Below are 14,685 nucleotides of genomic sequence, written 5' to 3' on the forward strand. Positions count from 1 at the left end.
ATATTCATAATTTATTTAAGGAATATAATATCAGTTTTTATTTTATTTTTATCTATATCAGCATTATTTGTTTTCATAACTTCTTCAAACATAAACTTATAAATATTTAATTGATCTTGATATTTATTTATATTATATTCGCTTTCTTCTGCTACTTTATAGTCTATTATATAATATTCATCATTTTTATTTTTAGTTATAATATCAATTTTTCCAGTTATTAATTTTTTCCCGTTATCATGTTGGTATGTATGCTCTCTTGATACTATTTCTTCATCACCATTAAGTATATTTTGTATATGATAATTTTCAAATAGTTTTTTAAATGCTGTATTTAATATTTCTGTTAATTGCTCTTTATTATAATGATTATTGCTTTTCAAAATATATGATTTTATTTTATCTAAATATTTTTCTTTTTCTTTTTTGTATTTATCAAAATTAAAATATTCAAGCATTTTATGTATTATTATTCCTATATCCTTATATGATATAACTTCTATGTCCTCATTATATTCATTATCTGTATTATTTATATCATTTTCAAGTTTTGATATTTTTCTATCAAGAAGCTCTGATATATTAACATAATTTTTATTGAACTTGTTATTTAAAGACGGATTAATATTTTTTATATATTCATTATTATTTTCTTTTTTATCTTCTTTTGAAAGACTATTTATTTTTTCTTTTATTGACTGAGCATCTTTAATATCTATTTCTTCTTCTCTTTTTATAGCTAATCCGTAGAAATATGTATCAATAAATTTATTTTCTAGATCATCAATTTTTATTAATCCTTCTGTATCTTCGCTTATAATATCTGCTTTGTATTTCTTTGTTTCATCATGAAAATATTTATCTAAATATGATCTGTATGTTTCTTCTTTTGTATGTTCCCCTGAAAGTATTAAATTGTTTGATGCTCTTGTTAATGCTACGTATAATAATCTTCTTTTTTCTGAAAATTCGCTTTTTTTATTGTAGTCAGTATTTAAGGCTGAGAAATCTACAGTATAATGTTTATTTTTTACAGGAAGTTTTATAAATGATGAATCTTCTATAAAATCAAAATCTGATAAATTAGGTCTTATATGACCGCCTATTCCAGCAACAAATACATTATTAAATTCAAGTCCCTTAGATTTATGTATAGTCATTATTTTTACAGATTCTACTGATAATTTCGGTATAGCAGAGTAGGCTTCATTATCATTGGTATTTTTTAGATTGAGTACAAAATCATAAATATTATTGCCTGTTTGATTTTCAAAATCATTTGCTATTTTTTTCAATTTTTCTATATTGGCATAGGAAATTTCCGCATCATTCATAGTCATTAAATAATTATAGAAATTAGTATCAATACATATAGTTTCTATTATTTCAGCGGCATTCATCATAGGTATTTTACTTTCTATGCTGTTTAATAATTCTTTGGCTGTTTTTAATTGATTATAATAACTTTTTGATTTAGCTATATTTTCTATTTCTTTATATTTATTTTCATCATATATCATTTTTGGAAAATAATCTTTTATATCCAGATTTCTTACATATAAGCTGAATAGGAAATCTGATAAATTGCCTATATCAATATCGAATAACTCACTTCTAAGAATTTCAGGAAGTTTTGCATGATCTCTTAATATTAAATATTCCAAGAATGTTTTTATTAATACTATTTCTTCTCTTGAGTAGAATTTATTTCCGCCGTCTATATAGTACGGTATTTTATAATCTGATAATGCTTTTAAATATTTATCTAATCTACTGAATGTTGGAAGAAGTATCACAGTGTTTTTATAATCATTACTATAATTATTTTTTATATACTCAGCTATTGCATAGGCTTCTAATTCTGTTTTATCATCGGCATATAAATGAATGCTCTCATCTTCTATATTGTTATTTAATATTAGTAAAGATACTGATTTATCATCTGTTTTTTTATTATAATCCAAATCATCTTCATCTTTATAATTAATATCATCATTTATAAATACTGTACTTTTGAATAAATCGTTAAAGAAATCTATAAGCATAGAATTGCTTCTGTAATTATCTTTTAAATATCTTACATAATCGCTGAAATTTTCCTGAGTATTAGTGAAGGCATTTACATCAGCATTTCTGAATCTGTATATTGACTGCTTTCTATCTCCTACTATCATTAATTTTTTATCTGTTTTTGATTTGCTTGTTATTTCTCTTTGTCCGAATACTATTAAATTTATGAAATCAAATTGTAAAATGCTTGTATCCTGAGCTTCATCTAATATTAATGCCGATATATTATCTCTTATTTCTTTTGATATGTTGTTATTTTCTAATGCTTCTATGGCTTTATACATCATATCTTCATGAGAGTATATACCTATATTAGATTTTATTTTTTCTATATGATTGTATGTTTCTTTTATAAAATCTATTACCGCTTTGTAATTTTTTTCGTTATATAATATATCAACATAATGAAACATAGATTTAGTGCATTGTTTTAAATCTTCCAACACGGCTCTAAATTCATCATGCTTTGTATTTCCTAATTTAGCATCTGATACATTATCTAATGCAATTCTAATATATTCATAATCTTCTGATTTTAATTTTTTTATTTTTTCTTTATTTTTTATTAAATCAATCTTTTGAAGGAGAAGAGATATTCTATTTTTGCATTCTGTTATGAATTTACCGCTTTTTAGATTATCATTTATAAGCTCTATACTGTAATTATATATGTTGTTATATAGCTTATTATATTCTTTATCATCTATTTTTATTATTTCTAATGCTCTTTCTTCAAATCTATTTATATTTTCTAGTCTTGGCTTTATTTTTAGTAAGAAATGCAGTATTCTTTGGGCAAATTTATTTTTACTGTCTTCTGTAGATATTCTATATAGAGAACGTATGATTTCTGCATGTTTTGATTGTCTTAAAATATTTAAAATCTCGCTTTTTAATGTTTCCTGAATATCAATACTATCTTCCAATATAGCCATATTAGGAGGTATGGAAAGATACATTGCATTTTCCATAGCTATAGAATTGGCAAATGCATTTATTGTTGAAATTTTAGCACTTGTAAGTATATCTTTATAAACATTCTGCCAGTATTTTTTTTCTTTTAGAGATTTTTCATCATTTGTATTTTTTATAGAATCTATTTTATTTCTTACTTTGGATCTTATTCTAAAAAGCATTTCATTAGCTGCAGCTTTTGTGAAAGTGATAACTACTATATTTGAAACTTTTTCTCTATTTTCTAATAATTTTATATATATTTCTGTTATAGTGCTTGTTTTTCCTGTTCCTGCCGATGCATTAACAAAGCATAAGCCATTATCTTCAAAACATTTTATTATATCTTTTTGTTTATCATTTAAATTGAATACCATTTTTATATGATAACATAAATATTTAATAATTCAAATTAAAATGCTTGAAAAATATATTATATATATTATTATAAAAACCTAATTAATTTTATTAATTTGGACTATTTTATTTTGGAGATTTTATGAATAAAAACAATATAGGCTATATTTTCTTTATAGCTTTTATATTCCTGTCTATATTTATAATGTATAAATTGTTAAGACCTTTCGGCATGATAATATTCTTTGCCGTTGTTTTTTATGTCATATTAAATCCTCTTTTTATAAAGGCTATGGGTGATAGCTATAAAAAAACAGACAAGCTTTCTATAATCAAAAAAAATACTTTAGCATTGCTTTTTTCTCTTATATCTTTAATTATATTTTTAGTTCCTACAAGCATATTAGCCTATACTATAATAGTTCAGCTTATAGATATTTCAAACATTGGTATTAAATATTTTATGAATTTAGATGTTAATGAAGTTATGAATAATTCTAATATAAATAATTTCCTTAAATCTTTGCCTATAGATGTATCTATGGAAAGTATATTAAAAAGGATACAGGATTCTTCTCTTTCAAATTTAACATTTATAAGTTCATATCTTACTCAAAATGTAGCTAGTTTATTAAAAAGTACAGGTGGATTTGTAAGTTCATTTATATTTATGATGTTCTCATTATTTTTCTTTTTTGTAGACGGAGAATATTTGATAGGTCAGGTAAGAACATTAGTTCCTATAGATGCAAAATATCTTGACAGACTTATAAAGCAAGTTTCTGAAGGTATAAAAGGAATAGTATTTGGAAATTTATTTACAGGAATGTTTCAAGGTCTTTGTGCTTTTATAGTATACACTATATTTGGAGTTTCAAATTCATTTACATTTGCATTTCTTACTATAATAGCATCTTTCATGCCTATAATAGGAACTACTATAATATGGATACCGCTAGGAATATTATTTCTAATAAACGGAGAAATTATTAAAGCCATTATATTTATAGTATGTTCATGGTTCTTTATTACAATACCTGATAATTTTGTACGTCCTTTGCTTCTTGGAAACAGAATAGAACTTCATCCATTATTTATTTTCTTTGCTATACTTGGAGGTGTATTATTCTTTGGACTTTCAGGAATTATATTAGGCCCTTTAAGTTTTATACTATTCTTTGAGATTATGAAAATATACAATGAAGAAAGAGCATTAGAATCAAAAAAGGAAAGAATGTTAAAAAGACGAAGATTATCATAATTTAATAATAATTATCAAGAGTTTTATATATGATAAAAATATTGATTATAGGAATGAATTATATAGGAGATACTATATTTATAACTCCTTTAATAAGAGCCATAAAAAAACATTATAATGATTGTATTATTGATGTTGTAAATGGAGCTAGGGGAATAGATATTTTACAAGAGAATCCTTATATAAATAATATTATAGTCAGAGATGATAAAGCATTAGAATATATAAAAAATCAGAACTATGATATAGGTATTACAGCTACAACAGCATTTTATGGGGCTTCACTTCTATATAAGGCAAAAATACCAATAAGAGCAGGTGTAAACAGTGAATGCAGAGGATTTCTTCTTAATAAAAAAACTTCTTGGAAAAAACATAAAAGACATATAGTAGATACGATACTTTCTATATTAAAACCTATGAATATAGAAACAGACGGAATAAATACAGAAATCTTTTTGAATGAAAAAGAAAATGAATTCGGTATTAATAAAATGAAAGATTATAAAAATGCTTTGCTTGTTCATGGCGGGGCTACTAGAATAAGTAAAAGGTATGGAATAGATAATTTTTCAAAACTTATAGAGATGTTTTATAAAGAAAAACAAGTGCCTATAATATTGATAGGTGCTAAAGATGATTTAGTTTTTTCTGAAGAGATGAAAAAAAGATTAGGCAATATAATAACTGATGATTTTACTAATAAATTGAGTATAAGAGAGCTTATATCAGTAATAAAACATTCTTATGCCTTGATTGGTGGAGATAGTGCCCCTTTGCATATAGCTAATGCCTGCAATATATATTCTATAGGTATATTCGGAGATACTTTACCTTTGATTTATGGAGCTAGAGGAGATAAAGCTATAAATATAGAGGCAAGAAAAAAATACTGCACAGCATTAAAAAGTTTTCATTGTGAGTATATGAAAAGAGGGTGCAAAACTATTGACTGCTTAAAAAAACTTGAGCCTGAAGAAATTCTTCCTTCACTTTTGTCTGTTTATAAAGCTATTTAATCTTATTTTGACAAATTAAAATGTTTTTAGTATAATTAAGTTATGAAAGAAATTAACAGACTCAATGATTTATTTGTACGATATCTAATTGGTACTAAAGGCGATGAGGATATATTAGAAAATATTGTTAATGCTGTTTTAAATGATGTTGGTTTTGAATCTGTGAGCAATCTTGAAATTATTAATCCTTATAACTTACCTGAAAATGAAAATTTAAAAGAGTCTATTCTTGATGTTAAAGCAAAAACTAAAGATGGTAAGAAAATACTTATTGAAATACAGTTAGTAGGAAATAACAATTTTATAAAAAGAATATTGTATTACATAGCTAAAAATATAGCTTCAGAATTAAAAGAAAGTGATTTATACATTAATATAAGCCAAATGATTAGTATTAGTTTTATCAATTTTAATTTAGATATTGGAAGCGAAACTGATATAAAAAAGAACATAAATGTTTAACATTTTCAGATATTAACAATCCTAATCTTAGACTGGACGATTTTCAGATACATTTTATAGAGATAAAAAGGTTTGCAGAAATATTAAAAAATGCTAGTATATATGACTATAATAAAAATAAACTTTTATCTTGGATTGATTTTTTTACAACAAAAGATTTAGAAAAAGGAATTGATAAACTTATAGGAGGTAATGATATAATGCCTAAAGTTATAGATAAATATAAAAGATTTGTAGCTGATGAAAAAGAGATGTCTGCCTATAATGAAAGAGATACTTTTCTTTACGGACAGGCTGCTATGCTTCAGTATGAGAGAGAGGAAGGAAAAAGAGAAGGTATAGAAATAGGTATTCAGAAAGGGATAAAAGAAGGTATAGAGAAAGGTATAGAGAAAACAAAAATATCTATGGCTATAAATATGAAGAGAGATAAAGTTGATTTGAATACAATATCAAAATATACAGGATTAAGTATAGAAGAGATAAAAAAATTATGAGTATATTTTGAGTTTACTTAAAATATGCTAAAAGCGAATAATTTTTTTATAAATATAGAAAGATATAAAAAAATTGTAAAAATATAATTGTAATATGTTTAATAAAATAGATTTAAATAATTATAATAGAAAAGAACATTATGAAATGTATATGAATAATATTCCATGTACATATAGTATAACAGTGCCTTTAAATATCACAAAATTTAAAAAAGCTGTTAAAGATAAGAATATTAAATTTTATGCCTCTGTTATTTACTTAATATCAAAAGTTGTAAATAAATACAAAGAATTTAAAATGGTATTGAATGATAATAAAGAACTTGGCTATTATGATATTATTAATCCAAGTTATACCATATTTCATAATGATACAAAAACTTTTTCATCTATCCATACAGAATATAATGAAAAATTTGATTTGTTTTATAAAAATTATATTTCGGATATGGAAACCTATGGAGAAAATAAAACTTTTTTAGCTAAGCCATGTGATATAAAAAATATATTTAATATTTCATCTCTTCCATTATCAACTTTTACTAGCTTTAATCTTAATTTACCAAATAGTTTTGAGTATTTAGCTCCGATATTTACTATAGGAAAATATTATACAGATGATAAAAACAATATAATAATGCCATTAGCACTACAAATACATCATAGTGTATGCGATGGATATCATGTAGGTATTTTCTTTGAGGATTTACAGCATGAATTTGATGAATTCGATTTATTATATTGAATTCTTTCTTGAAAAAATATAACTTTATTATAAAATATATGTTAATAACATTATATTTAATTAAAAATTTTATTTTTTATTTGTAATAAGAGTTTTATAGTTATATTAATTGAGGTTTATGATAATATGAAATTTACATTGAATAAGTTATATCTATTTATATTTTTATCTTTATTTTTTATATCCTGTGCTACAACTTCTAAAAGCACATCAAGCGGCGGAGTATATGTAGGAGAAGACACTGGAGAAATAGGAATAGTTAATAATTGGAAGAATCCTGATTTCAAAGGCGGAAAAACCACAAAAATAATCGCTGAAGGTTATGCATCTGCTGATGGAAGAGGTGAGGCTGATGCTATAGAAAGATCCATTGAAAGTGCTAAAAGAAATGCAGTAGAGCAGGCAGTTGGTTCTATAGTTAATGGAAGTACTTTGGTAGAAAATAACAGACTTATAAGCTCTAAAATATATGATAATACAACAGGTTATATATCTGCCTATAAAGTTATGAATATATCTAAATCCGGTTCTGTTTGGTATTCTAAAATAGAGGCTACAGTTGGTGTGGACATGCTTCAGGATAATCTTCAGGCAATGGGCATACTTATGGACAGAAAAAATCTTCCTCTTATAGTTGTGCTTGTTACAGATGAAACAGGAAATTTAAGCGAATCTTTTAATGTAGAATTAGAAAAAAATATGAGTGAGAAAGGATTTAAATTTGTTAGTCCTTCATCTTTAGAAAATGTAATGAGAAAAGAAAATATAACTTACGAAGATACAAGAGGTTCCCGTTCATCTTCTTCAATAAAAAAGATAGCTGATGCTACAGGGGCACAAATAGCTATAATAGGTAAAGCAGATGCAGCTTTCTTCACAACTATACAAGGCACTGCTATGAAAAGTTATAGAAGTGATGTTGCAATAACAGCCATTAATATATCAGATTATTCTACTATAGCCCGTGCTACACATCAGGCAGGAGGTGTTGGAGGAAGTGATAAGGATGCACATTCTATAGCTTTAGTAAAATCAGCAGATTATGTATCAGATGATTTTGTTAATCAGATAGTTAATAAATGGCAAAGCGAAGTTCAGAACGGTACAGAGTATACTATATATGTAAGCGGACTTGACTTTAATGAGTCTATAGGTTTTGAAGAAGCCATGAAAAAGAATATAGGTGGATTAAAAAACATTTATAATAGAGGAGTATCCGGAGAGTCTTCAAGATATGTTGTTACTTATGTAGGAAGCAGCAGAGATTTGGCTGTTGATATTAATTCTAAAGCTAAAAATATGGGCTATCAGATAATAATAAATAGCTTTGATGATAAAACTATCACTTTAAAAGCAAGTAAGAGGTAATTTTTCTATTATGGCAATGAAAGAAAAATTAGTGGTTCATACTTGCTGTGCTGTTTGTATGTCTTATCCTCGTACTATTTTAGAGGATTATGATACAGTATTTTATTTTTATAATCCTAATATATATCCAATAGAAGAATATAAAAGAAGAAGAGATGAGTTTATAAATTATACTAATACTTTGGGTATAAAAACTTATATATCCGAAGAAGATGATGATGTTGCTAAATGGTATAATGATATAAAAGGTTTAGAGAATGAACCTGAAAAAGGGGCAAGATGCAGTATTTGTTTTAAGCATAGAATGAAAAAGGCTTTTGAATATGCTGAAAGTATAAATGCTAAATATGTCGCTACTGTAATGACTGTAAGCCCGCATAAAAACAGCAAAGTTATTGAGATGATAGGTAAAAGTTTAGCTGAGAATTATGAAGGAATAGAGTATTTGCATTTTGACTTTAAGAAGAAAGACGGATTTAAAAAGACTAATATAATAGCTAATGAAGCTGGACTTTACAGACAAAATTATTGCGGATGTGAATTTAGTATAAGATGATTTAATATATTATTCGTTTTTTCTTCGTTTTTTATTATATTGTTTAAATGATCTATCATGTTTCCTATGAAATCTAATTTATTTTCTTCAAATTTTTTGAGTTTTTCTGATATTGCAAATATTTTTTCTTCTGAAGTTTTTAAATTATATGGTTTCATATTCAATAATATATCTGGAGAAGTTTCTAATGCTTTACAGATTTTATTTAGATTTTTGATTGATATATTTCTATTTCCAACTTCTACACCCTGAAGATATTTTCCAGAAAGTGAAGATTTTTCAGCTAATTCATCTATAGTCATTTTTTTGTTTTTTCTTAACTCTCTTATGTTTTGACCTAAATTTTTTAATACTACTTCTGTATCCATCATAAAAAAAACTCCATTTATACTTATGTCTATTTGTTTATGATATACAAAAATTTTAATTAAAAAAACAATTTATAATTTGATTATTAGTGAAAAAAGTATATTTTTGGTGTTTTATAGTGGGTATATTTTATTTAACATTAAAATAAAAAAGCTGCCAATAATAAATATCAGCAGCCTTATAAAAATTACTTTACTTTAATTAAGCATAAGTGCTTAATCTTTCACCTACACCAGGTCTCATAGGTGCAGAAACAGCTTGAGGCTGCATGCTAGTCATGATTTTATCAACAGCCTGAGCTTGCATGTCTGAAGTTTTTCTTATCATGCTTAAAGAAATATCTTGTTTAAGCATTCCAGTAGAATAAGAACTATAAGCTGAAAGATCCATAGTATATACCTCCATTTAAATTTATAAATTTAAAACTAATTTACTGTATAATTGTAAATCAATGCTATATTAAATCAAGAAAAATATTTAAAAATATTAAAAAATAAATACTATAGAATGTGTTATGATAACAATATAGTTTACATAATGTATTTTTTTGTTAAAAGAGATGACCAATTATGTTTTCATTATTTTTATTTTTTATCAACTTATAGAGCGGAACTTTCACATAATTGGTCAAAACTAATAATTAAGCATATACATCCAAAGTCTTTCCAATATTGTTATTTATAGGAGCAGATGATCCCTGAGGAGTTACCATGCTTGCAACTTTATCAGCAGACTGAGCAGAGCCGTAAGCAGAAGAGTTGTAAACATTTAATCCTGCAGAAGTCATATGTCTAGTCAATGGAAACATATCGGATGAATAAATAGAGTTAAGTGAAACACCCATTTAAAACCTCCAAAGACTTATTATACATATAATATCGGAATATTTATTATTAAAATGAACATAAATATAGAAAATGGAAGAAATGTATAAAATTTTCTATATTTTCATAATTTAAAGTTTAAGTGAAAATACAAAGCATTATTATTACAGCAATATTGTTTAATATAGTAATATAATATTTTTTATTATATTTTTTTCTTAAAAATATTGACTTATTTTTTAATAATACATATACTAGGTATATTAAGAATAAAATACTATCTGGGAGTTTTATGCTATGAAAAAAATATTAATAGTAGGTGGTGTTGCAGGCGGTGCTTCTGCAGCTGCAAGACTTAGAAGATTAAATGAAGAAGATAAAATAATAATGTTTGAAAAAGGTCCTCATGTATCTTTTTCTAATTGTTCTCTTCCTTATCATGTAGGAGGACTCATACCTAATGAAGAAACTTTACTTTTAATGAATCCTGAGAAATTTTTAAAACAGTTTAATGTAGATGCAAGAGTTAATAGTGAAGTTGTAGCAATAGATAGAAAAAATAAAGAGGTTGTAGTTGTATCTGAAGGTAGAGAGTATAGAGAAAGCTATGATAAACTTATACTTTCAATGGGTGCTAAACCTATAGTACCTTCTATTAAGGGAATTGAAAAAGTTAATGTATTTACTGTAAGAAATGTTGTTGATATAAGCAAAATACATAATTTCCTCAATGGAAAGCCAAATGCTAAAGTGTCTGTTATAGGCGGCGGATTTATAGGTATTGAGATGGCTGAGAATTTGAAAAAAGTAGGATATGATGTAACTATAATAGAAGCATTGCCTCAAATAATGAAGCCTTTTGACTATGATATGGTTCAAATTCTTCATAGAGAAATTATGGATAATGGGGTTAATTTAATAGTTAATGATAAAGTTGACAGCTTCGATACAAATACAGTTATTTTAGCTTCAGGTAAAAAAATAGAGGCTGATGCTGTTATTCTTGCTATAGGTGTAGCTCCTGAAACTGATATTGCTGTTAAAGCTGGTATAGAATTAGGAAAAACTAAAGCTATAAAAGTAGATTCAACTTACAGAACTAATGATAAAGATATTTATGCTGTTGGAGATGCTATAGAAGTATATAGTCCTTTATTCAATGATTATTACAGACTTCCTTTAGCTGGACCTGCTCAAAAACAGGCTAGGGCAGTTGCTGATCATATCAATGGAAGAACAGTTGATAATAGAGGATTTATAAGTTCATCAGTTATTAAAGTATTCGGATATAATGGAGCTTCTACAGGACTTTCTGAAGGATTCATTAAAGCTATGAATTTGAATATAGATTATGATACTGTAGAGATTATTCCTTTTGATGGCGTATCAATTATGCCTAATGCTAGATTAATGCATTTCAAACTTATATATGAAGTACCTACAGGTAAAATATTAGGTGCTCAGGCTATAGGTAAAGGAAATGTTGATAAGAGAATAGATGTTATAGCTACTATCATAAAATTCGGCGGCACTATAGATGATCTTAAAGATTTAGAATTATGCTATGCTCCTTCATTCGGTACTGCTAAAGATGTTGTTAATTTCGCTGGTTATGTTGCTTCTAATTTAAGAAATGGAGATTATAAACAAGTTCATTATAGCCAAGTTAGAGAATTGGTTGAAAAAGATGCTTATTTCCTAGATGTAAGAATGCCTGAAGATTTTGCGGTAGGACATTTAGAAAAAGCTGTTAATATACCTCTTGGAGCTTTAAGAAGCAGATATAATGAGATACCTAAAGACAGAACAGTATATATAACTTGCAAAACAGGATTGACTAGCTATACAGCATGCAAAATACTTCAAAATATCGGATTTAATAATGTTGTTAATGTTTCAGGTGGATTTATCGGATTATCTCAATATGAATATTTTAACGATAAAAGCACTGGAAGAAAACCTATATTAACAGGATATTTCGGATAATTTTATATTTGTATACCTTTATAATAAAAGAGCCGTTTTTTATTAAATGGCTCTTTTTATTGTTAATAATATATAGAATTCAAATTTTTTCTTAAAAAAAGATTTTATAATTTTATTTTTTTATATTTATTATATAATATAAGAAAAGAGATATACTTTTAACAAGGATGAAATATGTTAATAGAAAATGATTTAAAAATATTATCTCCTTCGGAGGCTGATGAAATTATCAATAATACAGACAATATAGTTATATTGGATGTAAGAACGGAGATGGAACATAATTATGAGGGTATGATTGAAGATTCTATTTCTATGGATTTCCTTAAACCAAGAGTGTTTAAAAGAGAAATATCTAAATTAGACAAAGATGCTCCATATTTATTATATTGTTCCATTGGTAAACTAAGTATAAAAGCAGCAGAGTATATGAAAGAAGAAGGGTTTAAGAATCTATATATATTAGAAGGCGGATTAAAGGCTTGGAATAAACATTTTGGAGATAATAACAAAGTTTCTAAATTTGATAGAGAAGAGGCTGTTGAGAGAAGAAAAAGACTTATTATCAGATTGAATAGAATAGAAGGACAAATCAAAGGTATGAAAAAAATGCTTGCTAAAGGAGAATATTGCGGCGATATACTTAATCAGTCTTTAGCCGTTAAAGCTGCTATGGGAAGTGTTAATCAAGAAATTATGGAAGTATTTTTGAATACATGTATGATTTCACCTAAAGAAAAAGAAGATTTCTTCAGATATATGAGAAAACTTATCAAGTAATTATTTTTTAAGCAAGGGATAATCCCTTGCTTTTTATTTTATTTAAATTTTATTTATTTACCCCAAGCATCCGGATTTTTATTCCATTCCAAAGCCTTAGATAATTCTTCTTCTGTTATGTATTTTTCATCTTTAGCTATTTCCATAAGAGATGAGAAATTAGAAAGAGATGAGAATTTAATTCCTGCTTCTTCAAAGTTTTTATATGCTTTTTCAAATTCATAAGTAAATATTGATATAATTTCAAGTCCTATAGCCCCTTCAGCTTTAGCAGCTTCAAATGCCTTTATAGAACTTCCGCCTGTAGAAATTAAATCCTCTATCAATATTAATTTTTTACCATTACATTCAGCACCTTCAATCTGTTTTCCGCGTCCATGTTCTTTTTTTTCTGCTCTTATATAGCATAATGGCTTATTAAGTTCATAAGCTATGAAAGAAGCCCAAGGTATTCCTGCTGTGGCAGTACCAGCTATAACATCAAAGTCTTTATCTCTCAAAATGCTTACAAATGCATCTACTATAACTTTTCTTGCCTCAGGGAATCCTATTACATATCTATTATCGCAATATATAGGGCTTTTTATTCCTGATACAAATGTGAAAGGCTCTTTAACATTAAGTTTAACTGCTTTAGTTTCTAATAAAGCACCTGCTATCAATTTTGATTTTGCTTTTTTATTGTTCTCCATACCTTCAGAAATTTCTTCAACAATCATTTTGCAGGCTTTTACTCTGTCTTCATTTCTTGTAATAGGTCTTCCAACAACAAGATAATCACATCCGTTTTCAATAGCTTCTTTAGGAGTCATTACTCTTTCCTGATCATCAGTACCTGCCCATTTAGGTCTTACACCCGGACAAATTGTTCTGAAATTCTCTCCGCATTCTCTTTTTATAACAGCTGCTTCTTTAGGAGAGCATACAACACCGTCAAGTCCGGATTCTTTTCCTAATTTAGCCCAATTAACTGCTAAATCTGTAAGAGGTAAATTAGAACTGAACATATTTTTTACATCATTTTCTGAAAGACTTGTTAATATTGTTACGCCTATTATTAAATTATCTTTATTAAGTTTTTTTATCTCTTGTACAGTTTTTTCCATCATCTTTTTACCGCCACTTGTATGTACATTGAACATAAATACATTCTGTTTAGCAGCGAATAATGAAGCCATAGCTGTAGTATTAGGTATATCATGGAATTTTAAGTCTAAAAATACTTTTTTATTTTTACTAGCCAAATATTCTATTATTTCACCTTTAGTGTATAAAAATAGTTCTAGTCCTACTTTATAAAATACAGCCTCATCTCCAAGCTCATCTATAAGTTTGGTAGCCTCTCCCATAGAATTAAAATCTAATGCTATAATTAATCTTTCTTTTGGGTTTTCAGTTAATTTTGTCATAATTTATCCTTTATATTTTTATAATCAA

At 26.4% G+C, this 14,685-nt stretch carries 12 protein-coding genes and 1 pseudogene; 8 read left to right on the forward strand and 5 right to left on the reverse strand.

Going from position 1 to position 14,685, the window contains the following annotated elements:
- Positions 1–11: 11 nt before the first annotated feature.
- A complete protein-coding gene (locus BINT_RS04055) occupies positions 12–3,401 on the reverse strand; it encodes a UvrD-helicase domain-containing protein (protein WP_014487285.1) in 3,390 nt (1,129 codons plus the stop codon).
- 122 nt (positions 3,402–3,523) lie between these two features.
- Between BINT_RS04055 and BINT_RS04060 the strand changes: the two genes are divergently transcribed.
- The 6 genes and pseudogenes from BINT_RS04060 to BINT_RS04085 all read left to right on the forward strand — a co-directional run bounded on the left by BINT_RS04060 (position 3,524) and on the right by BINT_RS04085 (position 9,289).
- Positions 3,524–4,642 (forward strand): AI-2E family transporter, encoded by a 1,119-nt coding sequence (locus BINT_RS04060; protein WP_014487286.1) that lies wholly within the window; start codon positions 3,524–3,526, stop codon positions 4,640–4,642.
- Between the two features lie 29 nt (positions 4,643–4,671).
- On the forward strand, positions 4,672–5,661 hold the full coding sequence (locus BINT_RS04065; protein WP_014487287.1) for a glycosyltransferase family 9 protein: 990 nt from the start codon (positions 4,672–4,674) through the stop codon (positions 5,659–5,661).
- A 42-nt stretch (positions 5,662–5,703) separates the two neighbouring features.
- Positions 5,704–6,620, forward strand: a pseudogene (locus BINT_RS04070) (Rpn family recombination-promoting nuclease/putative transposase).
- A gap of 94 nt (positions 6,621–6,714) precedes the next feature.
- Positions 6,715–7,365, forward strand: a complete 651-nt coding sequence (gene catA, locus BINT_RS04075; protein ID WP_014487288.1) for a type A chloramphenicol O-acetyltransferase — start codon at positions 6,715–6,717, stop codon at positions 7,363–7,365.
- 126 nt (positions 7,366–7,491) lie between these two features.
- Positions 7,492–8,733, forward strand: coding sequence for a DUF6175 family protein (locus BINT_RS04080; RefSeq protein ID WP_014487289.1), 1,242 nt, complete (start codon positions 7,492–7,494; stop codon positions 8,731–8,733).
- A 10-nt stretch (positions 8,734–8,743) separates the two neighbouring features.
- Positions 8,744–9,289 (forward strand): epoxyqueuosine reductase QueH, encoded by a 546-nt coding sequence (locus tag BINT_RS04085; protein WP_014487290.1) that lies wholly within the window; start codon positions 8,744–8,746, stop codon positions 9,287–9,289.
- Here BINT_RS04085 and BINT_RS04090 read toward each other — a convergent pair.
- The 3 genes from BINT_RS04090 to BINT_RS04100 all read right to left on the reverse strand — a co-directional run bounded on the left by BINT_RS04090 (position 9,259) and on the right by BINT_RS04100 (position 10,502).
- Positions 9,259–9,660 (reverse strand): helix-turn-helix domain-containing protein, encoded by a 402-nt coding sequence (locus BINT_RS04090; protein WP_014487291.1) that lies wholly within the window; start codon positions 9,658–9,660, stop codon positions 9,259–9,261. The two genes, BINT_RS04085 and BINT_RS04090, sit on opposite strands and share 31 nt — an antisense overlap.
- Before the next feature lie 199 nt (positions 9,661–9,859).
- Positions 9,860–10,048 carry a putative motility protein gene (locus BINT_RS04095; protein ID WP_041177240.1) on the reverse strand — a complete coding sequence of 63 codons (189 nt, stop codon included), beginning with the start codon at positions 10,046–10,048 and terminating at the stop codon, positions 9,860–9,862.
- A 250-nt stretch (positions 10,049–10,298) separates the two neighbouring features.
- A complete protein-coding gene (locus BINT_RS04100) occupies positions 10,299–10,502 on the reverse strand; it encodes a hypothetical protein (protein WP_041177241.1) in 204 nt (67 codons plus the stop codon).
- Positions 10,503–10,779: 277 nt separating this feature from the next.
- Here BINT_RS04100 and BINT_RS04105 point away from each other — a divergent pair, with 277 nt between their 5' ends.
- Positions 10,780–12,468, forward strand: coding sequence for an FAD-dependent oxidoreductase (locus tag BINT_RS04105; protein WP_014487294.1), 1,689 nt, complete (start codon positions 10,780–10,782; stop codon positions 12,466–12,468).
- 174 nt (positions 12,469–12,642) lie between these two features.
- Entirely contained in the window at positions 12,643–13,248 is a 606-nt protein-coding gene (locus BINT_RS04110) for a metal-sensing transcriptional repressor (RefSeq protein ID WP_014487295.1), read from the forward strand.
- A 53-nt stretch (positions 13,249–13,301) separates the two neighbouring features.
- On the opposite strand, the gene pyrF is transcribed toward BINT_RS04110, so the two are convergent.
- Entirely contained in the window at positions 13,302–14,657 is a 1,356-nt protein-coding gene (pyrF, locus tag BINT_RS04115; protein ID WP_014487296.1) for an orotidine-5'-phosphate decarboxylase, read from the reverse strand.
- Positions 14,658–14,685: the final 28 nt, after the last annotated feature.

The sequence above is a fragment of the Brachyspira intermedia PWS/A genome (assembly GCF_000223215.1).
In the GTDB taxonomy this organism is placed as follows: Bacteria; Spirochaetota; Brachyspiria; order Brachyspirales; family Brachyspiraceae; genus Brachyspira; species Brachyspira intermedia.

Excerpts from the sequence above, each read along its gene's own strand:
- BINT_RS04055 (WP_014487285.1), bottom strand. The coding sequence starts at position 3,401 with ATGGTATTCAATTTAAATGATAAACAAAAAGATATAATAAAATGTTTT.
- BINT_RS04060 (WP_014487286.1), top strand. The coding sequence starts at position 3,524 with ATGAATAAAAACAATATAGGCTATATTTTCTTTATAGCTTTTATATTC.
- BINT_RS04065 (WP_014487287.1), top strand. The coding sequence starts at position 4,672 with ATGATAAAAATATTGATTATAGGAATGAATTATATAGGAGATACTATA.
- catA (WP_014487288.1), top strand. The coding sequence starts at position 6,715 with ATGTTTAATAAAATAGATTTAAATAATTATAATAGAAAAGAACATTAT.
- BINT_RS04080 (WP_014487289.1), top strand. The coding sequence starts at position 7,492 with ATGAAATTTACATTGAATAAGTTATATCTATTTATATTTTTATCTTTA.
- BINT_RS04085 (WP_014487290.1), top strand. The coding sequence starts at position 8,744 with ATGGCAATGAAAGAAAAATTAGTGGTTCATACTTGCTGTGCTGTTTGT.
- BINT_RS04090 (WP_014487291.1), bottom strand. The coding sequence starts at position 9,660 with ATGATGGATACAGAAGTAGTATTAAAAAATTTAGGTCAAAACATAAGA.
- BINT_RS04095 (WP_041177240.1), bottom strand. The coding sequence starts at position 10,048 with ATGGATCTTTCAGCTTATAGTTCTTATTCTACTGGAATGCTTAAACAA.
- BINT_RS04100 (WP_041177241.1), bottom strand. The coding sequence starts at position 10,502 with ATGGGTGTTTCACTTAACTCTATTTATTCATCCGATATGTTTCCATTG.
- BINT_RS04105 (WP_014487294.1), top strand. The coding sequence starts at position 10,780 with ATGAAAAAAATATTAATAGTAGGTGGTGTTGCAGGCGGTGCTTCTGCA.
- BINT_RS04110 (WP_014487295.1), top strand. The coding sequence starts at position 12,643 with ATGTTAATAGAAAATGATTTAAAAATATTATCTCCTTCGGAGGCTGAT.
- pyrF (WP_014487296.1), bottom strand. The coding sequence starts at position 14,657 with ATGACAAAATTAACTGAAAACCCAAAAGAAAGATTAATTATAGCATTA.